The organism is Chryseobacterium sp. KCF3-3, from assembly GCF_045865955.1.
GTDB lineage: Bacteria > Bacteroidota > Bacteroidia > Flavobacteriales > Weeksellaceae > Chryseobacterium.
Genome location: NZ_AP035792.1, coordinates 843,769 through 863,815, shown reverse-complemented (window position 1 = coordinate 863,815; position 20,047 = coordinate 843,769). Strand labels below are relative to the sequence as shown.

General features: G+C 34.9%; 22 protein-coding genes and 1 tRNA gene. 7 read left to right on the top strand and 16 right to left on the bottom strand.

The features are described 5' to 3' along the window. Position 1: 1 nt before the first annotated feature. A complete protein-coding gene (locus ACKTTZ_RS03900) occupies positions 2-1,636 on the bottom strand; it encodes an LIC_10190 family membrane protein (RefSeq protein ID WP_407847441.1) in 1,635 nt (544 codons plus the stop codon). 56 nt (positions 1,637-1,692) lie between these two features. Next, positions 1,693-2,244 carry a YMGG-like glycine zipper-containing protein gene (locus ACKTTZ_RS03895; RefSeq protein ID WP_407847439.1) on the bottom strand — a complete coding sequence of 184 codons (552 nt, stop codon included), beginning with the start codon at positions 2,242-2,244 and terminating at the stop codon, positions 1,693-1,695. Between the two features lie 355 nt (positions 2,245-2,599). Between ACKTTZ_RS03895 and ACKTTZ_RS03890 the strand changes: the two genes are divergently transcribed. After that, positions 2,600-3,040: a hypothetical protein gene (locus ACKTTZ_RS03890; protein ID WP_407847437.1), complete on the top strand. Its 441-nt coding sequence runs from the start codon at positions 2,600-2,602 to the stop codon at positions 3,038-3,040. 445 nt (positions 3,041-3,485) lie between these two features. On the opposite strand, the gene ACKTTZ_RS03885 is transcribed toward ACKTTZ_RS03890, so the two are convergent. From ACKTTZ_RS03885 to thrA, 10 genes are all read right to left on the bottom strand, one after another. Then, entirely contained in the window at positions 3,486-4,319 is an 834-nt protein-coding gene (locus ACKTTZ_RS03885; RefSeq protein ID WP_407847435.1) for a glycosyltransferase family 2 protein, read from the bottom strand. Between the two features lie 981 nt (positions 4,320-5,300). Then, on the bottom strand, positions 5,301-5,522 hold the full coding sequence (locus ACKTTZ_RS03880; RefSeq protein ID WP_407847433.1) for a type II CAAX prenyl endopeptidase Rce1 family protein: 222 nt from the start codon (positions 5,520-5,522) through the stop codon (positions 5,301-5,303). Positions 5,523-5,530: 8 nt separating this feature from the next. Further along, positions 5,531-5,743: a hypothetical protein gene (locus ACKTTZ_RS03875; protein WP_407847431.1), complete on the bottom strand. Its 213-nt coding sequence runs from the start codon at positions 5,741-5,743 to the stop codon at positions 5,531-5,533. A 93-nt stretch (positions 5,744-5,836) separates the two neighbouring features. Beyond that, positions 5,837-5,907: transfer RNA gene (locus ACKTTZ_RS03870), tRNA-Cys, on the bottom strand. Positions 5,908-5,965: 58 nt separating this feature from the next. After that, positions 5,966-6,463 carry an RDD family protein gene (locus tag ACKTTZ_RS03865; RefSeq protein WP_081906418.1) on the bottom strand — a complete coding sequence of 166 codons (498 nt, stop codon included), beginning with the start codon at positions 6,461-6,463 and terminating at the stop codon, positions 5,966-5,968. Positions 6,464-6,492: 29 nt separating this feature from the next. Then, positions 6,493-7,857: a DUF4403 family protein gene (locus ACKTTZ_RS03860; protein WP_407847429.1), complete on the bottom strand. Its 1,365-nt coding sequence runs from the start codon at positions 7,855-7,857 to the stop codon at positions 6,493-6,495. A gap of 36 nt (positions 7,858-7,893) precedes the next feature. Next, positions 7,894-8,262 (bottom strand): dihydroneopterin aldolase, encoded by a 369-nt coding sequence (gene folB, locus ACKTTZ_RS03855; RefSeq protein WP_034694921.1) that lies wholly within the window; start codon positions 8,260-8,262, stop codon positions 7,894-7,896. Between the two features lie 4 nt (positions 8,263-8,266). After that, positions 8,267-9,571: a threonine synthase gene (gene thrC / locus ACKTTZ_RS03850; protein WP_034694923.1), complete on the bottom strand. Its 1,305-nt coding sequence runs from the start codon at positions 9,569-9,571 to the stop codon at positions 8,267-8,269. A gap of 15 nt (positions 9,572-9,586) precedes the next feature. Beyond that, positions 9,587-10,513: a homoserine kinase gene (locus ACKTTZ_RS03845; RefSeq protein ID WP_407847426.1), complete on the bottom strand. Its 927-nt coding sequence runs from the start codon at positions 10,511-10,513 to the stop codon at positions 9,587-9,589. Positions 10,514-10,523: 10 nt separating this feature from the next. After that, positions 10,524-12,971, bottom strand: coding sequence for a bifunctional aspartate kinase/homoserine dehydrogenase I (gene thrA, locus ACKTTZ_RS03840; protein ID WP_407847424.1), 2,448 nt, complete (start codon positions 12,969-12,971; stop codon positions 10,524-10,526). Positions 12,972-13,304: 333 nt separating this feature from the next. Here thrA and ACKTTZ_RS03835 point away from each other — a divergent pair, with 333 nt between their 5' ends. Genes ACKTTZ_RS03835 through ACKTTZ_RS03815 form a run of 5 tightly spaced genes read left to right on the top strand, consistent with a single transcriptional unit; the run spans position 13,305 to position 14,421 of the window. Further along, positions 13,305-13,499, top strand: coding sequence for a bacteriocin-like protein (locus ACKTTZ_RS03835; RefSeq protein WP_034694929.1), 195 nt, complete (start codon positions 13,305-13,307; stop codon positions 13,497-13,499). 49 nt (positions 13,500-13,548) lie between these two features. Next, positions 13,549-13,719 (top strand): bacteriocin-like protein, encoded by a 171-nt coding sequence (locus ACKTTZ_RS03830; RefSeq protein ID WP_156106417.1) that lies wholly within the window; start codon positions 13,549-13,551, stop codon positions 13,717-13,719. Positions 13,720-13,768: 49 nt separating this feature from the next. After that, on the top strand, positions 13,769-13,966 hold the full coding sequence (locus tag ACKTTZ_RS03825) for a hypothetical protein (RefSeq protein WP_034694931.1): 198 nt from the start codon (positions 13,769-13,771) through the stop codon (positions 13,964-13,966). Positions 13,967-13,996: 30 nt separating this feature from the next. Next, on the top strand, positions 13,997-14,200 hold the full coding sequence (locus ACKTTZ_RS03820; protein ID WP_034694932.1) for a bacteriocin-like protein: 204 nt from the start codon (positions 13,997-13,999) through the stop codon (positions 14,198-14,200). 11 nt (positions 14,201-14,211) lie between these two features. Continuing rightward, positions 14,212-14,421: a hypothetical protein gene (locus tag ACKTTZ_RS03815; protein WP_407847421.1), complete on the top strand. Its 210-nt coding sequence runs from the start codon at positions 14,212-14,214 to the stop codon at positions 14,419-14,421. A gap of 38 nt (positions 14,422-14,459) precedes the next feature. On the opposite strand, the gene nadA is transcribed toward ACKTTZ_RS03815, so the two are convergent. The 3 genes from nadA to ACKTTZ_RS03800 all read right to left on the bottom strand — a co-directional run bounded on the left by nadA (position 14,460) and on the right by ACKTTZ_RS03800 (position 17,098). Further along, positions 14,460-15,479: a quinolinate synthase NadA gene (nadA, locus tag ACKTTZ_RS03810; RefSeq protein WP_034694934.1), complete on the bottom strand. Its 1,020-nt coding sequence runs from the start codon at positions 15,477-15,479 to the stop codon at positions 14,460-14,462. Between the two features lie 109 nt (positions 15,480-15,588). Continuing rightward, positions 15,589-16,155 carry a guanylate kinase gene (gmk, locus tag ACKTTZ_RS03805; protein WP_253317460.1) on the bottom strand — a complete coding sequence of 189 codons (567 nt, stop codon included), beginning with the start codon at positions 16,153-16,155 and terminating at the stop codon, positions 15,589-15,591. A gap of 85 nt (positions 16,156-16,240) precedes the next feature. After that, positions 16,241-17,098: a YicC family protein gene (locus tag ACKTTZ_RS03800; RefSeq protein WP_081906419.1), complete on the bottom strand. Its 858-nt coding sequence runs from the start codon at positions 17,096-17,098 to the stop codon at positions 16,241-16,243. Between the two features lie 184 nt (positions 17,099-17,282). Between ACKTTZ_RS03800 and miaA the strand changes: the two genes are divergently transcribed. After that, complete coding sequence (gene miaA, locus ACKTTZ_RS03795; RefSeq protein WP_034694938.1) at positions 17,283-18,203, top strand: tRNA (adenosine(37)-N6)-dimethylallyltransferase MiaA; 921 nt, start codon at positions 17,283-17,285, stop codon at positions 18,201-18,203. A 328-nt stretch (positions 18,204-18,531) separates the two neighbouring features. On the opposite strand, the gene ACKTTZ_RS03790 is transcribed toward miaA, so the two are convergent. Then, positions 18,532-19,944: an efflux transporter outer membrane subunit gene (locus ACKTTZ_RS03790; protein ID WP_407847418.1), complete on the bottom strand. Its 1,413-nt coding sequence runs from the start codon at positions 19,942-19,944 to the stop codon at positions 18,532-18,534. Between the last annotated feature and the right edge of the window lie 103 nt (positions 19,945-20,047).

Sequence of the window (20,047 nt, the reverse complement as noted above, 5' to 3'; positions counted from 1 at the left end):
TCTATTTATCAGTGTTTTTGATATTATTGATAACCTTTTGGGCTTCCTCTTTTTCTTCTGAAGTCATTTTTTTCGGGATAAACCCTTTTTTAATGTCATTTTTGTCCGAAAGCTGTGGAAAAATACCTGCCTTCACATCATCAAAGAGATAAGCCGGAGTAATTGCCGGAAGTGGAGTGTCAAAACTATAGGGATAATGGTGGGAAACATTAAATTTAAAATTTCCTACCTTAAAGGTGTCAAACTGCTGATATTCATAGGTTGAAGGTTTGTATATCTGCTTTTTTTCAAATCCGGTCATAAAACTTCCCACCCGGAAACTTGGAATATATTTTTGAATAATTCCCGGAAAAGATAATATTGAAATAAAAAATAAGCTGAGTGCTGAAAAGACAATAATGGATTTCTTCTGATCAAAATATTCATAAAATAAAATAAAGAATATAACAAAAAATACATCTACGAAAAATCTGTATTGGGCTGAAAAGGTAAGAACCAATATACTTTTTATCAATAACGAAATGCAGATCAACGTAATGATCTTTTTCTTTTTTATCCCGGCAAATACCGTGAAAATAATTAAGCTCAAAACAAAAAGGATATTGATTCTGGATTTGATTCCTTCCAGAGAAAACCAGTTTTTGATATAATCTGCAGTCGAGAATTTTTGAATTTCCTCATAGGTGTACTGCATATCATAGGTTTTCATGATGGCAAATTGTGAAGAAATTTTTAAAACCTCCGGATCAGGCTTCCAGGATACTCCTAAATCACCTATTGCAATCGGAAAAACCGGATATCCGAATGTCCAGATGTTTTTAACGAAGAATAAAAATAGTATTGAAGTCCCTAAAAGAAGTTGTTTAAAGTGACTTTTAAAAATAAAAACAGAACTTAAGAAAACCAGTATAGGCAGCCATATCATCGTAGGTTTTATTGTAAAGACAAAGACTGAAAATGCAAAGAGGAGCGTGGTATTTCTGTTTCCGGCTATAATTTCATTTAAAATAATCAATGAAAAGATAATAACAGGAAGGTCAGGGCTTGGAGACTGTGAAAACAGTAGTAAGATGGGCAGAAAACAAAGATGGATCCAATTTTTTCTTTCAATACTATACATACTGTAGATGATAAGCAGTATAGAATTGATTCTTAAAAACGGGTCTGAGAAATTGGAAAATCCTGCCTGGAAAATATGCCAGACAGACATTTGCCCTAAGGTGAGGTCTACATTCGAGATGCCTTTTATAAGTCCATATTCTGTAAGCCATTTCAGTGTAGGAATATAATACCCGAAGTGATCCAATATATAAGGATAGAATGAGCCTGCGAATATAACAGTCAGAGAACTTATACTTAATACTATGAAATCCTTTTTTGAAAATTGATGGAATTCCTGGTAAAGTTTATTTTTAAAGAAGAAAAATAGTCCCAATAGTATTGAAGGTATTTCCACATTGATATTTAAGGGAATGAAAAAAGAAATAATCATCCATATCAGACTTATTCCAAGGATTCCGGATAAAATTTTTCCAGAGATTCCCTGAAATAAAATTCCCCATATATTTTCCATAATCTTTCCCCAGCCCATCAGGACAGGAATGATGAAAATGGAAGAAAACAGAATCAATACCATAAAAAAAGATTGCTTAAAAGTAAGCAATCTTTATATTTTATCATTAAAAATATTTATTAACGGGGTTGTACCCTTCCGTCTTTTCTATCCTGTGATCTACCAATAGTATATCCGGTTGCACCTCCTACAACACCACCAATTACAGCTCCTAATCCTCTGTTTTTCTTAGCGATAAGTGCTCCGGCAGCAGCTCCACCTACAGTACCGATGACGGTTCCTTTGGCAGCTTTACTCCATCCTTTTTTCTGAGTAGTTCCCTGTGAAGTACCACTTCCGTTATTGGCATAACTTCCGTTGTTGCTTCCTGAGCCAGAATTTGAGCTTCTGTCTCTATATACTGTTCGTGTTTCTCTGATCACCCGTGGTTTTGAATTATTTTCAGCAGCAGCTCTCGCTTTTTTGCTTTCTGATACACTATCTGCTTTTTTTTGAGCTTCGTATACCATTTTTTCCTTTTCAATAGCCAGCTTTTGTTTTTCTATTTCAAGTTGTCTGGCCTGAAATTCAAGTTTCTGTGCCTCCAATGACTTTTCTGCAACGCTGTCATCTTTCTTGCAGGCCGTCATTAAAAAGACGGATAAAAAACCTGCTAATACTATCTTTCTCATAATTCAAATTTTAATACGATAAAGCCAAAATGACTTTGATTTTAATTCTATTTTCAATTATGAAGCCAAATTTTAGTTAATAAGTGTTAAAAGTGATAATTAAAAAGAGAGTTAATTTTATATAATGATCAGTTTTGTACTGTTGGCGGTAGATTCCGGAGGTTTAAGAATAAAGGGCGATTTTTTTTGATTGTATGTTTTCGTAGGAGAAAATAAAAAAAATGAACTCAATATTATCATTATGCTCTCAATTTTCTTTTTTGTTTTTAAAAGTATTTGTAAATTTTATTTCATCAATAGTTTTTATTAAATTCATATAAGTTGAGTATTTTTGAATGCCAAATTACTTTTTAATATGAAAAAATCAATTTTTACAGTATCAGCATTGATAGGATTGCTGACTGTTGCCACATCGTTTTCTTCCAGGGAAATAACAGAACTTCATCAATGCAGTCCAGAAATGGCTGATAAAACACCCAAATCTCAGACCTATAAGATTCGTTATGGTCTTCTTTCAAAAAACGGAACAAAAATTCTTTCAGGAAATTATGATGTAGGAAGTTTCCTTGCTGAAAATATGACGACTGGAGAAGTGTATGATACTTATTACAGTGGAGGTTTTCAATCTGTTCCACAATATTATGACGGGCTTCCTGCAGGAACCTATATTTTTTCTGCTATGCAGGGACAAGGAGGATGGGTTGGCTATGGAACAGTAGTTGCTACAGTTTCTGACGCGCAGGTAGATTCTGATGGATATATCACCGTGTATATTCCAATCATTTGGGAAGAATAAGCCTTGTGAGCAAACAAATATTTAGCTAAATTTACCCATTCCAGAGATGGAAATGTTTTCAATCATTATATAGATTTTTAGATTACTTTAAATTACGAAGTATTTTCATAATGTAAATTATATTTTGATTTATCTTCAGGGTGCATTTTTGATTCTTATAGAAAGTATTCATTCTTCTGTTGCTTTATTGTGTTATATTTTCTGCTTAGAGAATATAAAATATATTGCTCATGCTGAATGATTCTACAATATTCTGTTTGGATTTTTCTAAATAGATTTTTTTCATCATTTGTGTTTTTTAGGCCTCCGTCAGGAGGCCTTTTCTTTTTAATGCTTTTTATGATTTTACGCATATAATAATTGTTCAAAAACCGATACTTTTATTACAAACATTTTCATTCCATATTTTATAATAAAAGGCTGTTCAAATAGAACAGCCTTTTATTTATATATTATCTAAAGTAACTTTTATTTTGCTAATGATGCGGTGCATTCTGTTGGTCTGGTAATTCAGAAGATTAAAAATTTCATTTGAACTGGTAAAAACCTCAGGAACATTTTTGTGGTTAATGGTTTTTATTCCCCGTCTTTTCATGGTGTCATGGATTACTCTTGCAAAAGATTCTTTTGCACTTTGTTTTGCTTTATCCTGAGAAATTCCATTGGAATGAAGCCTGTAGAGATACAAAGGTTCTTTGAGGTATTTTACTTCTCCCTGCTCCAGTACCTTCAGATAAAGATCCTGATCTACCGCATTTTTCAGATTTGGATTAATTCCGGCAGTTCTTAAATAAACTTTTCTTTTAAAAGTGAAAAAGTGGGCAAACTGAATAGGGTAGTTGAAGAAATAGCGATTGTTATAAATTTGTTTAGTACCCGTATAAATTTTTTCCGGAACAAGGTTCTCGTTGCAAAGTATCATTTGAGAATATATGGCAGCAAGATCATCTCTGTTCACAAATTCCAGCGCTACTTTTTCCAGTGCCTCAGGATGAAGAGCATCATCAGGGTCAAGATATGCACATAAATCTCCCTGAGCATATTTCATGCATTTGGCTTTCGTAGATCCACAGCCTTCATTAAGGGCATTATGATAAAGCTTAAAACGGGAGTCATTTTTGATCAGAGACTCTATAATCTCAACCGAATCGTCTGTAGAGGCATCATCAATAATAATTACCTCCCAGTTTTCATAGGTTTGATTGATTAATGAATGATAGCACTCCTTGAAATACTTTCCATTATTATAGTTTGCTATAAGTATAGAAAAATTTGTCACGGTCTTTTTGAATTAATAGTGTAAAATTATAAAATAATATATACTGAAAATATAATCTCAATCATTATATATCTAGTATTTTTTTCTTATATTTAGCACACTGTGAAGTGTGTTGTGCTTTTTTAAGAATAAGATATTTCACCAACACTAAGAAATATAATCATATAGATTTTGATTATTGTCTTTTTTTGAGAAATAAAGTAGATGGCCTGAGAATTCGGTATTTAAAAGAAATAATAATTTTATGATTATACTCATAAAATAAAAAAAAAGACTGGTATATCTTTGGCTAAGAATTAATAGATAAAATAATTTTTATCTCTGATATAAAATTTTTTTTCATCATTTGTGTTTTTTGAGGCCTCCATTTCTGGGGGCTTTTTATATAAAGGATTTATATGATATTTTATGTTGATCTTCATGGAATTTTTCATAACTTTTTTGTGTCATGATTAATATTTTTCTGACGGATGTAGCGAGTGTGCCAATTTGTTATTGAAAATACTTTTTATGGCAGATCAGCTCTTTTAAATTTTTTTATGTCCTGAATGTAAATCTTATTTTATTAAAATGTAAATTATTTTTTTTTTAATACTTTTGCCGGAGCATTGGATTTATCTGAAACTATTAAAGGTAATTATGAAGAGGTTTTTAAGGTATCAGTAAAATCTGTTTTAAATGTTGAATTGGTGAAAATGGTGCCACAACAAGAAAATGACTTTTTTTCTCAAAATCGTTATTCTTGGCACGATTTTTCAATATAGAAATGTAACTCATGTTTAATTTGAGTTTTCATGGTTATTAGTTTTTATCCTCGGAATTTCCGGGGATTTTTTTTATCCTGATATGACGCTACTCATAAAAGTGTGTTGGATCAAACTTCTATTTTTGAACGAGATAATTTTCTATCCATCATTACTTTTTACATTATTTATCAAGCTCTTCTTTGATCTGGAAGAGCTTTTTTTTATGAATAGTATATTACATTATGAATAAAAAGCCATAAAGATTGAATAGCCCGTGGAAAAGCACTGTTAGAATAAAACTGTATTGGTAGGCGTGTTTGTTGTAATAGATGTAAAGATTATTTAAAATAATACCGCCGAAGAATGTCATAGCAATATACAGCCCATTATAATAATGCATAGAGGCAAAAATACTGCTCATAATGATTATGCAGAGTATTCTATTATTGATTCTCATCCATTTGCTTAAAACCAGGTAAGGGAGATATTGAAATAGAAAAGTCTCCAGAAAAGAGCGATAAATATTGCGATGAAGTTTAATTCTTCTTTCGAAATATTGTTGTGTCTACTTTGATTGACATCGAAATGAAAATAGATATCATTTATATAATTAAAAAAATATCCATTCAACAGAGCAAGAGAAAATGAAATGATGAAGAAGAATAGTAATTTTTTCATGCGTAAATATTGATAATAAAAAAGAATGGAATATTAAAAAAGCTGAAAGTATAAAAACAAAAAAACCTCTAAATAACTTAGAGGTTTTTTTTGAGGTACCTAGCGGATTCGAACCGCTGTAGATGGTGTTGCAGACCACTGCCTAGCCGCTCGGCCAAAGTACCATTTTTACCATTTTTGAGGTGTGCAAATATAGTAAAATTTCTTTATGAACAAAAGTTTTTAAGCAATTTCTTTCTTTCCAAGATCTTCAATTTCTCTTTTTGCTTGAATCTCAGCCTGATAATTTTTGATGTTAATTACCCTTGTATCACTCCAGCTGTCATGCCATCCGTTTACACCAAGAAATGATATCCCATCAAAAGGAACAATTCTGGAAAGACTTCTGTAAAAAATTTGCTGGGTAGTTGGCTTTGTACCGTCTGTACTGATTACTTTGGTTCCGGTAATATACTTTGCAACGGTTCTTCCATCTAAAAAGTTTTCCATCAAAAAGTAATACACACAATAATTGAAATTTCCAATAAAGAGCTGCCATATTATATTTCCATTACTATAGAAGTAGAAAAACTCAATTGAAGTTACTTCATACAGTAAATTAAACATAATAGAGAGGAGATAATTAATAGCATATATTACGATAAGATCGAGTAAATTATTAGCAAGCCTTGTCCATGACGAGGCTTTATTGTATTCAACAACATTTAGAATTCTTTTCATAGTCAGTTATTAGTTTTTTAATTTAGTCTTTAAAATCCGTTCACAAGTAGCTTTAAGGAGGCGTTTGTATCAATAACCGCTGTAATACCTGTATTGCTGAGCAGAATTTTACTAGGTTTAAGATTGAAAACTTTTCCATTCATCTTTAATCCTTTATAATATTCTTTGTTGAAGGCTTCTTCGATACTTTTTCTTGAAGTTTCTTCCAGTTCCTGAGTTGGGATTCCATATTCTTCTTCAATCATTTTTACGATTTTCCCCTGAAACAGGAGAGAAGCTGTTTTCTGAAGAATATTGGTAGTTTTCAGTTTGAATTTGGTTTCTGATAAAACAATTTTTCTTTTTGTTTCGTCATACACCGGAATTCCTGAAATAATAGAAGTTCCTTTGATATAACCATCAGTTTGAGCCTCAATAACTACTCTGTCATCAACACCGTACACTCTGATATCTGTTACTTTTACTTTGGAGTCGCGAATATCAAATTCCTTATTCAGGAAAGTTTTTCTCGCCATATTACTCGCTTCTGTAAAAGGAATATTGGCTGTCGTCTGCAGAATAAATTTGTCAGCAACTGTAGGTGTTGTATTAAAATTGGCAACACTGGTTACTGGTGAAGAAGCGGCAGGTTTATTTCCTGTAAAAGTTTCAGAAAAAATATCTACACCAAGGGTAGCATTGATCTGATTTCCATAAAATTTCAAAGGAGTGATATTGACTCCCACAGGGCTTACTTTCAGCCATGTATTGTATTCCTCAGAAATATTGAAGGGCTGAAGGAAAGTATTCCAGGCCATTAAGGCATATTGCTGGAAATTCAGCTGTGTAGCCATTTGCTGATCAATAGTTTTACAGAATTTTTCCTGTTGCTCCTTTAAACTTTTTTCAACAATGGTAGTAATAGGAATCTGTATTCTTCCATAGTCCAGAACAGGTTTTGTTACCCATCTGAAGCCATTGGGCCTGGTATTCGTAGTAATGGTCCAGTTATTTTTAAAAGTAACGGTGGTATTGAAAGACATTACCGTTTCGAAAGTAGTATTTTGATAGGTGTATACTCCTAATGTACCAATTCCTTTTTCTGCCCATATTTTTAAAGGAACTTCAATCAGCAGATTCTGGCTGGTTCCTCCTACAAGGCGGATAGGTCTGGTCTTCCAAATTTTTACCTTAAACTGATCATTGTTATTGTCTGTATAAGAATCATCCTGATATACAAGATCTTTCACGGAAGCATTGATCATATTGCTCAGTTCCGAAAGGGGAATGGTTACAGGCATTGTAATACTGGATCTGATCTTCGGAAAGTTATAAGCCGCCAACTGATTATCAACGCCGGCCTGGCCAAAAACGCTGATTCCCGCTACTAAAAATAATATTTTAACGAATTTCAATTTGTATGTTTTTTTAATGAAACGAAAATAAGGATTTTAATTTTCCGGTTTAAAGCTTTTTTCCAACTCAATGCTGGCACCTTTCATTTCTCCCTGCATAGGTGGAGCTGTTTTGGTGATTTTTAATTTAATATAATCAACCTGTGGAAAGCTGTCATGAATTTTTGTGATGATTCTTCCTGCTACATGTTCCAGTAATTTGGATTTTATTTTCATTTCACCGTGAAGGATATCATTGATATCTGCATAACTTATGGTGTCATGCAAATCGTCGGAAGTGGCTGCTTTCCACAGATCGGTATGAAGTTCTGCATTCAGAATATAATAGGTACCGATGATATTTTCTTCAGGAAGTACACCATGGTACGCATATATTCTTACATCTTCAAGATATATTTTGCTCATTGCATCAGATTTTATGAAGCAAAAATCGTCTTAATTCTTCAAAATCTGAATTTATTTCTACAGTTTTTTTCTCCTTTTTCATGAGTTCCTTCAATGATTCAGGAATTTCAATCTGAGTATGAATCGCTTTTTCCACTGCATCAGGGAATTTTACCGGATGAGCAGTACCCAGGATAAATCCTTTTTGATCTGGATTTTCCTGCAGATATTTTTCCATTGAAGCAAAGGCTACGGCACTGTGAGGTTCCAGAATATATCCGTATTTTTCATAAACTTTACTTATTGTTTTCATTGTTTCATCATCATCAATGGAATAGGCAGAAATTTTATTTTTTACTGTTTCAAACTGATGCCCGAAAAGCTCCAGAACTCGTACAAAATTACTAGGGTCTCCTACATCCATCGCATTGGATAGCGTAGCAATCGCTTTTTGTGGTTGGTAGTTCTGAGTTGTAAAATAATCCGGAATTACATGATTGGCATTACAGGCCGCAATAAAATGACTGGCAGACAATCCTCTGAAATGAGCCAGAAGTCCGGCACAGATATTTCCGAAATTACCACTTGGTACACAGATTACAGGATGTTCTTTATGCTGCTGAATCCATTGTTTTAATGCGATTAAATAATAAATCTGCTGGGGAAGCCATCTTGCCACGTTGATAGAATTGGCAGACGTCAAAAATAACTGACTGTTGATTTCTTCATCTGAAAAAGCCTGCTTAACAAGATTCTGACAATCATCAAAACTGCCATTGACTTCTAATGCTGAAATATTTTCGCCCAATGCTGTCAGCTGCTTCTCCTGAACCGGACTTACCCTGTTTTTAGGATACAAAATAACTACATTAATCTGCGGAATTTTATAAAATCCATGGGCAACAGCGCCTCCGGTATCTCCGGAAGTGGCAACAAGAACAGTTACTTTTTTCTGCTGATCTTTCAGAAAATAAGACAGGCAACGGCTCATAAATCTCGCACCAATATCTTTAAAAGCTAGAGTAGGGCCATGAAACAGTTCTAATATGGATATCTGCTCATTAATTTTTTCTAAAGGAATCTCAAAACTCACGGTTTCTGCTACAATTTCTTTGAGTATTTCCGAAGGAATTTCATCTCCTACAAAATCTTTCATGCATTGATATGCGATTTCCTCATTGGAATACTGATGAAGATTTTGAATAAATTCTTCATTAAACCGGGGAATGTTTTCAGGAAAGAACAACCCTTTTTCTTTTCCCTGACCTTTTATGGTTGCCTCTCTGAAATTAATTTTTTCCAGATGGTCTTTTAAATTATAATATTTCATTTTTGTTTTTTATGATTAAGCTTCTTCAATGATTTGAATACCAGCCGGATTTATTTTTGAAACATATACAAAACTTTCTATTTCAATTTCATCATATACTGATTTCATCATTTGGGCAATTTTTTCTGCGGTTTCTTTTTGTTCAGACAGCATAAAAATAGAAGGTCCAGATCCGGAAATTCCACCACCTAAAGCTCCTAATTGCAAGCTTTTTTCTTTGATTTCGTTAAATTCTGGTATCAATATACTTCGCACAGGTTCAATAATGACATCGTTTAAACTTCTGCCAATCAAAGCGAAGTCATTCTTCTGAATCCCGGCTACGAGCCCGGCTATATTTCCCCATTGTTCAACAGCGCTTTTTAAAGTGATATTTTTCTTTAAAATCTGTCTGGCATCTGAAGTTTTAACTTCCACTTGCGGATGTACGGCCGTTGCAAATAAATCAGGACTGTTCAGAGGAATGATATCAATGGGGTTGGTAGATTTTACCAGCGTAATTCCTCCATAAATACAGGGAGCTATGTTATCTGCATGCCTTACTCCTGAAGCCAGCTCTTCTCCAAACATGGCAAAATGAACCATTTCCTCTTTGGAAAGTTTGTTTCCTAATAACACATTGGCACCAATGGCGGCTCCGGCGGCACTTGCCGCACTGGAGCCGAGCCCGCTTCCAGGCTTTATATGCTTATGGATAATGACTTCAAAACCATTTTTCAGATTAAAATATTCCTGAATTTTTAGCAGCACAATACCGGCAACATTGCTGGAAGGCTCTTCAGGAAGTCCGAAAGAATCTGTATGTTTTATAATAATTTCTGGGGTTTCCAGTAATCGGAATTCCATCTCATCATAAGGATCGTGCATAGCCATTCCTAAAATATCAAATCCGCAAACCAGATTGGCAACAGTGGCCGGTACTTTTAATTTTACTTTTTTCATAATTGTATTTTTAAATAGAACGGATAATATCTGCAAAAACTCCACTTGCCGTTACATCTGCGCCGGCACCGGCTCCTTTTACAACCAATGGCTGTTCTGAATATCTTAAAGTTTTAAAAATGACAATATTGTCCTTTCCATATAAGTGAAACAGGTCACTATCCGGAGCAATATGCTGTAGCCCTACTTTAGCTTTTCCGTCTTCAAATTCTGCGACATATTTTAATATTTTGCCTTCGTTTTTAGCTTTAATCAATAAGTTTTTAAAATGATCTTCATACTCTGTAAGCTTTTCGTAGAAGTTTTCAACACTTCCCTGCATGCATTCTTCAGGCAGAAAACTTATATTTTCAATTTCCTCAAACTGAAGCGGATATCCTGCCTCTCTTGCCAGAATTAAAATTTTTCTTGCTACATCTTTTCCGGACAGATCAAGTCTTGGATCCGGCTCTGTATATCCTTCCTTCTGAGCCTGAGCTACTACTTCGGAGAACGTTCTGCTGCCATCATACTCATTAAATACAAAATTCAATGTTCCGCTCAATACAGCCTTAATAGATTGAATTCGGTCTCCACTTTTGATAAGATCATTAATGGTTCCTATTACCGGAAGCCCCGCTCCTACATTGGTTTCAAAATAGAAATTACAGCTGTGATTTCTTGCAGTATTTTTTAAAGTTTTATACTTTTTGAAATCTGAAGAAGCTGCAATTTTATTACAGGCTACGAGGTTCACACTTCTTTTTAATAAGCTTTCATACACTTCAGGAATGTCAGCGCTTGCCGTTACATCAACGAAAACCGAATTTCTAAGGTTTCTGCGGATAATTTCATCTGCAAATTCTCTGGCAGAGGCTTTTTCACCATATTGTTCCCAGTTAGCATAGCTGTCCTTTGATATTCCCTGATCAGAAAACAGCATATGACGGCTATTGGACATCCCTGCAATTCTCAGGTTGATCAAAAAGTTTTCTTTTAAATAATCATTTTGGCTATAAATCTGCTGGATCAGTTTTGAACCTACATTTCCTGTTCCACAGATGTACAGATGGATTTGCTTTATTTCAGATTCAAAAAATTCTTCATGAAGTACATTCACTGCTTTTTTACTATCCTTTTCTGAAATCACAATGCTGATATTTCTTTCTGAAGATCCCTGAGCAATTGCTCTAATATTGATCCCATTATTTCCGAGACATCCAAACATTTTTGCACTCACACCACTTCTGCTTTTCATATTTTCTCCTACCAGAGCGACAATGGAATGTCCTGTTTCAATTTTTACAGGATACACTCTCTTCAGGTTAATATCATCTGCAAAAGAAGAGTTGATGGCATATTCGGCACGCAAAACTTCTTTTTCTTCAATAGCAATGGTGATAGAATGCTCTGAAGATCCTTGTGTAATAAGGATTACATTTATTTTTTCATGACTTAAGCATTGAAATAATTTTGCTGAAATTCCGGGTATTCCTACCATTCCACTGCCTTCAAGGGTAAGCAGGGCAATATTGTTCATGTTTGAAATTCCTACTGCAATCTGCTTTTCATCTTCGGAAGATCTCCGTTGATGAGAAATTAAAGTTCCTGGCGCATCCGGATCAAAAGTATTCTTGATGATCAGGTTTGTATTTTTTACCATCACAGGCTGAATGGAAGGTGGATAAAGCACTTTTGCTCCAAAATGTGATAGTTCCATCGCTTCATGATAAGAAATTTCTGAAATAGGTTTAGCATTGGAAACCAGACGTGGATCAGCGGTCATCATCCCGCTTACATCTGTCCAGATCTGAAGTTCTTCTGCATCAATAGAAGCTGCAATAATAGAAGCTGTATAATCGGAACCGCCTCTTCCTAATGTGGTTGTATTATTTTTTTCATCATGAGCGATAAACCCAGGACCTAAAATAATGCGGTTGGGGGTTTTATTCAGGAAATTAGCAATATTGCTATCCGTACATTTAAAATCTACTTTTGCATGAGTAAAATTACTGTCTGTTCTGATCAGCTCTGCAGAATTCATCCATACGCAGTCTGATTTTTCTTGTTGAAGTCTTGCTGCAATAATATTTGAAGACATAAATTCTCCGTAAGAAGCAATTTTATCTTTAATTCTGTCTGTCAATTCACCAAGAACAGCAATTCCTGTGCAGAGCTCTTCGATATCATTGAAATGTTTTTTTACAAAACTTAACCATGAACTTTGTTCTGCGATTGGGAAAAGTTCTTTTACCAGACTGATATGTTTTTCTTCAAGATTCTGAACTGTTTGAATATAATTTTCATCTTTTACAGAAGCATATTCTGCTGCTTTGATCAGTTGGTCAGTAACACCGTGAAGTGCTGAAACAATAACAACAACCCTGCTTTTTAAAGATTCTCTTTTTATTATTTTTTCCACCAGTAAGATATTCTGAGAATGGGCGACTGATGTTCCGCCGAATTTTAAAACTTTCATCAATTATTTTTTTGAAGTTGGGCAAATAGAAATGATTACTCTTTAAAAAAAGAGTACGGGTACCGGAAATAATATGTGAAAATCTACCCCGTTATGGGGTAATTGTTGTAGTTGTGAATGTAGAAACAGAAGATATGCCTGAAATAAGTGATTTCAGGGTAGAAATATCAGATATGTTTCTTAAAAGATTCATTGTAACAGAACAAATGTACAAATTATTTTGAAACAGGCAAGTGTTTAACATCATAAAATATATTTCCTTTTTAAGAGATATATTTGGTGTAATTGATTAAAAATCTTACATTTATAATGTTAACTCATAACGAAATAATTATGAAAAATTTAAAGAAATTAAACCGAGTAAATCTGAAATCAATCAGTGGAGGAGATGTGAATAACTGTTTTGAGAATTGTCCTGCCGGACCCTACGGACCTGGTGAACCAAGATCATGTGCTGATTATTATGCATTACCGGAGTGCTGTAAAGGAAGAGTGTTAGTAAGCTTTGAATGCTTCGGCCCTTACTGATTTACATGATCAATTTATTGTTATTACAGAATACTAAAATTATTACACTATGAAAACAATCAAGAAATTATCAAGAGAAGATCAAAAAAATATCAAGGGTGGTTTCACTGATATTCAGATTGAAGCATGCGGAGGTGAGCAATTTGTCTGTTTCCGCGGAGGTGGAAAGTGGGGATGCTGGCTAAAGCCGGGAGGTACTTGTTATGCACCTATGTTATAATAAGATAAGATTTAATTATTTCAATACATCTTAATCAAACTTAATTACTATGAGAAATTCAAAAAAACTAAACAGAGAAAGCTTAAGAGCTATTATGGGAGGAGGAGGAGACGAGTGCGCTGTAGATCTTGACTGTGGACCAAAAGGCTGTGCGGTATGTACAGATTTTAAAGGACGTAAAGTTTGTCTTTATCTTTTCCCGTATGATCCATCCATCCCGGGTAGCTGCCCAATTTTAGAAGCTTAGTAAAAAAATCAAAAATTAATTAAAACAACTATGAAAAATTTAAAGAAATTAAACAGAAAAGAACTTCAAACATTGCAGGGAGCAGGTCCTGCTACATGCACAGGATGTCCTAAGAATACTACTTACGGAAATAATCCTGGCGATGCTCCTTGTGAGGCTTTTCAAATGCTTCCCGATCGTTGTAAAATGTGCGTGATTGTTGATATGTCATGTGTAGATGGAGGAGTGTCTTAAAATTTTAAAATATGAAAACAATTAAAAAATTAAGCAGGAGAGATTTGGAGCAGGTGAATGGATCAGCTATTTCCAGATGTGATGGTTGTCCTACTCATCTGGTTTTTGGACCAGGCGCTTCCAGTGATCCTTCGTGCGAGGCCTATTGGAATCTGTCTGAAAACTGCAGAATGTGTGTTGTGGTAAGCATGGATTGCTTTGTTGCAATCACTGCTGACTAAAAATAAAAAAAGCACTGTGTAAAAACAGTGCTTTTCAATTATTTTATACTTTTAGAAAGATCAAGCATGGCTTCAATAGGTTTCAATGCTTTTAATCTTAATTCTTCGTCGATAAGAATTTCAGGAAGCTCATATTTCATACATAAATACAGCTTTTCCATTGTATTACGTTTCATATAGAAACATTCTGAACAGTTACAGCTTTCATCAAAAACCAATGCAGGAATCAGTTCCTTGTGAGGAGCGCGTTTTCTCATTTCGTGAAGAATTCCTTCCTCAGTAGCAATGATGAATTTTTGACAGTCATCTTTTTCTACATAGTTTAACAGAGCAGAAGTGGAACCGATGAAATGAGCCAGCTTTAATACTGCTTCTTCACTTTCAGGGTGTGCAATCAGTTTTGCATCCGGATTGTCTGCCAATTGCTGGGCAATTCTTTCCATTGAAAATGCTTCGTGTACTACACAGCTTCCATCCCAAAGGATCATATCACGACCTGTTTTTTTAGATAAATATCTTCCAAGGTTTTTATCCGGTGCGAAAATAATTGGTCTGTCTTTTGGAAGGGCTTCAATTACTGTTTCAGCATTGGAGCTTGTAACGATGATATCACTTTCTGCTTTTGTTTCTGCATTACAGTTGATGTAAGTGGCAATTAAAGCATTCGGGTGCTGCTCACGCATTTTTCTCAGTCCTTCTCCGGAACAACCGTCTGCCAGCGAGCATCCAGCCATGGTATCAGGAAGAACTACTTTTTTAGTTGGATTCAGAATTTTAGCGGCTTCTGCCATGAAATGGACTCCACAGAATACAATCATGTCAGCATTGGTGTCTTTTGCCTGTCTTGCCAGCTGTAAAGAATCTCCTAGAAAATCAGCGATATCCTGAATTTCTCCGGGCTGGTAATAATGGGCAAGAATAACAGCGTTTTTCTCCTCTTTAAGCTTCAGAATGGCTTTCACCAATTCTTCTCCCTGAGGAATAGCAATATCTTTTATATCCAGAAATCCTCTGACAGGAATTGCAGATTTAGCTTTTTCTAATGTTTCGGTACTCATATCAACCTCAATTTTTCTTTTACAGAAGTTAGAGATTAGAAACTAGAGGTTAGTATAACATGAGGATAATTTTCCTGACACTAAAAAACTAACTTCTAATTTCTAACTTCTAGTTTCTTTCTATAAAACTTTTTATTAAACTTTCTATTTCTTTTTTAGCTGCATCAAGATCTTCATTAATTACGATCTTGTCAAACTCGCTGGCGTAGGTCATTTCTTCTTCTGCCTTTGCTACACGGGTTTTTATGGTTTCTGCATCATCTGTATTTCTGGAGATCAATCTTCGTTCCAATTCTTCAATGGAAGGCGGTTCTATAAAAATAGACAGTGCCTTTTCACCAAAATATTTTTTTAAAGAAATTCCTCCTTTTACATCTACATCAAAAATAACTACTTTTCCCTGATTCCAGATTTTTTCTACTTCAGATTTTAAAGTACCGTAATATTTGTCAGTATATACTTCTTCATATTCTACAAAAGCATCTTCAGAAATTTTCTGTCTGAACTCATCTGGTGTCAGAAAATGATAATCTACTGCATGAACTTCACTTCCTCTCGGTTGTCTCGTTGTACATGAGATTGAAAATTCCAGCTCAGGAAATGTTTCCAGTGAATGCTTTACCAGTGTAGTTTTTCCGCTCCCTGATGGTGCTGAAAATATAATTACTTTATCCATTTTTTTTGGTTTCGGGTTACGGGTTCGAGTTGCGGGTTTCTTTTTTAGAAATGGTAACCACGCATCTCGTACCTCGTAGCTATCATTACAATACGTTTAACGTTTGTTCTTTAATTTTTTCAAGGTCATCTTTCATCATCACCACCAGTTTCTGGATTTCTGCGTGATTGGCTTTAGAACCTAGAGTATTGATTTCTCTTCCAATTTCCTGAGAAATAAAGCCCAGTTTTTTTCCATTGAAAGATTCATTGTCCATTACTTCTTTGTAATATTTCAGGTGCTGGCCAAGTCTTACTTTTTCTTCAGAAATATCAAGCTTTTCTGTAAAATAGGCCATCTCCTGGTAGAAACGTGTTTCATCAACGTTTTCAAATTCTTTCAAAGATTTCTGATAACGCTCTTTCACGCTGACAATTCTCTCTTCTTCAAAAGGAATTACTTCACCAAGATATTTGTCAATATTCTGAATATTTCTGTTTAATTCTTCGTGTAAAATACTACCTTCAGTTCTTCTGAATTCTTCGAATCTGTCTACGGCATTATTGACAATCTTAGCCAAAGCTTCCCATTCACCTTCCGTCAATTCGTCAGGTCTGGATGTGATGGCATCAGGAAGTCTTACCGCCATTTTAAGGTATTCGAAATTGGGACCGTCAGAAGCTATGTTTTTAAGTTCATTGATATAAGAGTCAATTAAGTTTTTATTAATTTTTACATCATTGGACTCTTCAAGATTCTCAATATTAACGTAGCAGTCTACTTTTCCACGGATAATTCTATCGTTAAGAATTTTTCTGATTTCAAATTCTTTTTCTTTATAACGTAAAGGAATTTTAATATTTAAATCAAAGCTCTTGCTATTCAGAGATTTAATGTCAATTGTAATTTTTTTTCCTTCAAAAACATCTTCGGCTCTGCCGAATCCGGTCATTGATAAAATCATAGTTTTTTATTGTTTTACAAAGATAAACATTTAAGTCTATAGTTGGGCTAATGTTGAATGGCTGGAAGATGGAGGCAGGAAGCGGGAAGATTTTTTGAATATAAGTGAAATGTAATTTTAACTTCCAGCCTCAGACTTCCATCTTCCAGCAAATTAAATAAACCCATTTTCGTAAATTAGCACTGTGAAAAAGAAAAATTTAATTTCTGTAGTAGGCCCCACCGGAATTGGGAAAACGAAATTGGCAATTGATTTGGCTCAACATTTCAATACGGAGATTATTTCCTGTGATTCCCGTCAGTTTTTTAAAGAAATGAAAATAGGAACGGCTGCTCCTTCAGAAGAGGAGTTGGCGGATGCACCTCATCATTTTATCGGAAATCTTTCAGTGGAAGAATATTATTCTATAGGTCAGTATGAAGAAGATGCTCTTCAAAAGCTTAATGAACTTTTTATAAATCACGATACTGTCATTCTTGTTGGAGGTAGCATGATGTATGAAAAAGCTGTGATAGAAGGTCTGCATGATCTTCCGGAAGCCAATGCTGAAAACCAGGAGAAGCTTCAAAATATGATGGAGCAGGAGGGAATTGAAAAACTTCAGGAAATCTTAAAAGAACTTGATCCTGAATATTTCAATGTGGTGGATATTCACAATCACCGCAGACTATTGAGAGCCATTGATATTATCTGGCAAACGGATAAAAAATATTCTGAACATATTTCGGTTTCTCAAAATGGAAGGGATTTTAATGTAATCAGAATCGGAATTGAAGCTCCAAGAGAAGAACTGTATGACAGAATCAACCGTAGGGTAGATATTATGATGGAGAAAGGCTTGCTGGATGAGGTAAAAGGTCTTGAGAAATTCAAAGAACTGACGGCTTTAAATACGGTAGGTTATGCGGAACTTTTTAAATATTTTGATGGAGAGTGGGATCTTGATTTTGCCGTTTCAGAAATTAAAAAGAATAGCCGCAGATATGCAAAACGCCAATTGACATGGTACAGAAAGGCTGATGATATTCATTATTTGCAATTAGGATATTCTGAAAAGGACTACGAAGATTTACTGAAATGGCTTGCGGAGGAGTTTGAAAAATAATTGCTTCCTGCTTTTAAAATAGAGATTCCTACGAAATGACACAGTGTGCGGGAAAACTAAGCGCTTAGTTTGTCATTCTGAATGGAACAAAGTGGAGTGAAGAATCTCAGTAAGAATTAAAGAGATTCTTCCTTCGTCAGAATGACAAACAGAATGTTTTAACTTGGCTCTATCAAGTATTGTCTTAAAAATCTATTTGATTTTTCTTAATTAAACTTAGCAACTTAAACGTACTTAATGGTTCGATGATCATTCATTTCATCAATAAAATCATAAAAAATGCGGCTCTGAAAAGAACCGCATCTTAAAACAAATATAATTTAATTTACTACTTCCAACCGCCGCCTAAAGCTCTGTATAAATCTACAATGCTGCTTAATCTCTGTCTTTTAATGGAAGCCAGATTCAACTCTGCCTGTAGGGAGTTCCCCTGTGCTGTAATCACTTCCAGGTAATTGGCTGAACCTCCTTTGTAAAGAAGTTGTGCACTTTTAATTCCGTCTTTCAACGTGGTAGATTGCTCTGTGGCTTTCTGTTCCTGAACTTTTAAGTTTTCATTGGAAACCAAAGCATCAGAAATTTCTCCCACAGCGTTCAATACCGATTGACGGAATGCCAGAACATTTCTTTCTCTTTGAATTTTTGCTACTGCAAGATCTGTCTTCAATTGTCTTTTCTGGAAAATAGGCTGAGTAATTCCTCCTAAAACCGATCCGAATAACGAAGCCGGAATCTGGAACCAGTTGTCAATTTTAAATGAATTTACTCCTCCGTTAGCTGTAATCTTCAGTGCCGGATACATATTGGCCTGAGCAATTCCTACCATTGCATTGGATTCTAATAAAACCAATTCCTGCTGACGTACATCCGGTCTGCGGCTTACCATAGCTGCCGGAAGACCTGCGGAAATATTCTGAGGTAAAGAAGTATCAGACATTTCAATGGTTCTGTTTACTTTATTAGGCAGTTCACCTGTCAGAATACTCAATGCATTTTCCTGAATAGCGATATTCTGTTCAAGTTGGGCAATCAGAAGTTCTGTAGCCTGTTTCTGTGCTGCAGCCTGCTGTACTCCTAAGGAAGTGTTATCACCACTTTCCCACATTTTTTGGGTAATCATCAGAGTATTGCTGCTCAGTTCCAGATTGGATTTTGCAATCGCTAATTGTCTGTCAAGCATCAACAGGTTATAATATCCCTGCGCAATGGCTGCTACTACCTGAGTCTGAACTGCTTTTGAACCTTCATAGGTCTGAAGATACTGCATTCTTGAAACTTCCTGCTGGTTTTTGATCTTTCCCCAAATGTCAGCTTCCCATGAAAGGTTGAAGGCTGCATTATAATCTTCAACATGGCTTGAACCTAAAAATAAATTTAAGCTTTGTCCATTCATACTGTTTTTGGAAGGTCTTGAAATCTGTCCGCTTACTCCGAAACCAACGTCCGGATATTGCATATATTTTGCCTGTTTCAGTTTTTCCTGGGAAGCAGCTACCTGCTTGAGGGCAATCTGAAGGTCATAATTATTTTTAATTCCTTTTTCAATCAATCCCTGTAAAATAGGATCGTTGAAAAACTGTTTCCACTCCAGATTGGCTATGCTGGCAGTGTCTGCAGTTGCGGTATACTGGAACTTTTCCGGAAGAGGAAGCTCAGGCTCAGTGTATGCCAGTTTAGACACACACGAAACAGAGCCGATGGCCAGCACAAATGTTAGAATAATATTTTTAACTCTTTTCATAGTTTTAAACTTTTAATTGAATACAAAACTTAGAGAGGTTTCTGTTGAGGCAAAAATTGTCTTTAGTAGGAGAAAAATAGTTAGCTTTTGTAAACCATTAAGA

Excerpts from the sequence above, each read along its gene's own strand:
- ACKTTZ_RS03825 (WP_034694931.1), top strand. The coding sequence starts at position 13,769 with ATGAGAAATTCAAAAAAACTAAACAGAGAAAGCTTAAGAGCTATTATG.
- gmk (WP_253317460.1), bottom strand. The coding sequence starts at position 16,155 with ATGGATAAAGTAATTATATTTTCAGCACCATCAGGGAGCGGAAAAACT.
- ACKTTZ_RS03865 (WP_081906418.1), bottom strand. The coding sequence starts at position 6,463 with ATGAAAAGAATTCTAAATGTTGTTGAATACAATAAAGCCTCGTCATGG.
- folB (WP_034694921.1), bottom strand. The coding sequence starts at position 8,262 with ATGAGCAAAATATATCTTGAAGATGTAAGAATATATGCGTACCATGGT.
- ACKTTZ_RS03790 (WP_407847418.1), bottom strand. The coding sequence starts at position 19,944 with ATGAAAAGAGTTAAAAATATTATTCTAACATTTGTGCTGGCCATCGGC.
- ACKTTZ_RS03845 (WP_407847426.1), bottom strand. The coding sequence starts at position 10,513 with ATGAAAAAAGTAAAATTAAAAGTACCGGCCACTGTTGCCAATCTGGTT.
- ACKTTZ_RS03880 (WP_407847433.1), bottom strand. The coding sequence starts at position 5,522 with ATGAGAATCAATAATAGAATACTCTGCATAATCATTATGAGCAGTATT.
- nadA (WP_034694934.1), bottom strand. The coding sequence starts at position 15,479 with ATGAGTACCGAAACATTAGAAAAAGCTAAATCTGCAATTCCTGTCAGA.
- ACKTTZ_RS03815 (WP_407847421.1), top strand. The coding sequence starts at position 14,212 with ATGAAAACAATTAAAAAATTAAGCAGGAGAGATTTGGAGCAGGTGAAT.
- ACKTTZ_RS03900 (WP_407847441.1), bottom strand. The coding sequence starts at position 1,636 with ATGGTATTGATTCTGTTTTCTTCCATTTTCATCATTCCTGTCCTGATG.
- ACKTTZ_RS03835 (WP_034694929.1), top strand. The coding sequence starts at position 13,305 with ATGAAAAATTTAAAGAAATTAAACCGAGTAAATCTGAAATCAATCAGT.
- ACKTTZ_RS03895 (WP_407847439.1), bottom strand. The coding sequence starts at position 2,244 with ATGAGAAAGATAGTATTAGCAGGTTTTTTATCCGTCTTTTTAATGACG.
- thrA (WP_407847424.1), bottom strand. The coding sequence starts at position 12,971 with ATGAAAGTTTTAAAATTCGGCGGAACATCAGTCGCCCATTCTCAGAAT.
- thrC (WP_034694923.1), bottom strand. The coding sequence starts at position 9,571 with ATGAAATATTATAATTTAAAAGACCATCTGGAAAAAATTAATTTCAGA.
- ACKTTZ_RS03875 (WP_407847431.1), bottom strand. The coding sequence starts at position 5,743 with ATGAAAAAATTACTATTCTTCTTCATCATTTCATTTTCTCTTGCTCTG.
- ACKTTZ_RS03890 (WP_407847437.1), top strand. The coding sequence starts at position 2,600 with ATGAAAAAATCAATTTTTACAGTATCAGCATTGATAGGATTGCTGACT.
- ACKTTZ_RS03800 (WP_081906419.1), bottom strand. The coding sequence starts at position 17,098 with ATGATTTTATCAATGACCGGATTCGGCAGAGCCGAAGATGTTTTTGAA.
- ACKTTZ_RS03830 (WP_156106417.1), top strand. The coding sequence starts at position 13,549 with ATGAAAACAATCAAGAAATTATCAAGAGAAGATCAAAAAAATATCAAG.
- ACKTTZ_RS03820 (WP_034694932.1), top strand. The coding sequence starts at position 13,997 with ATGAAAAATTTAAAGAAATTAAACAGAAAAGAACTTCAAACATTGCAG.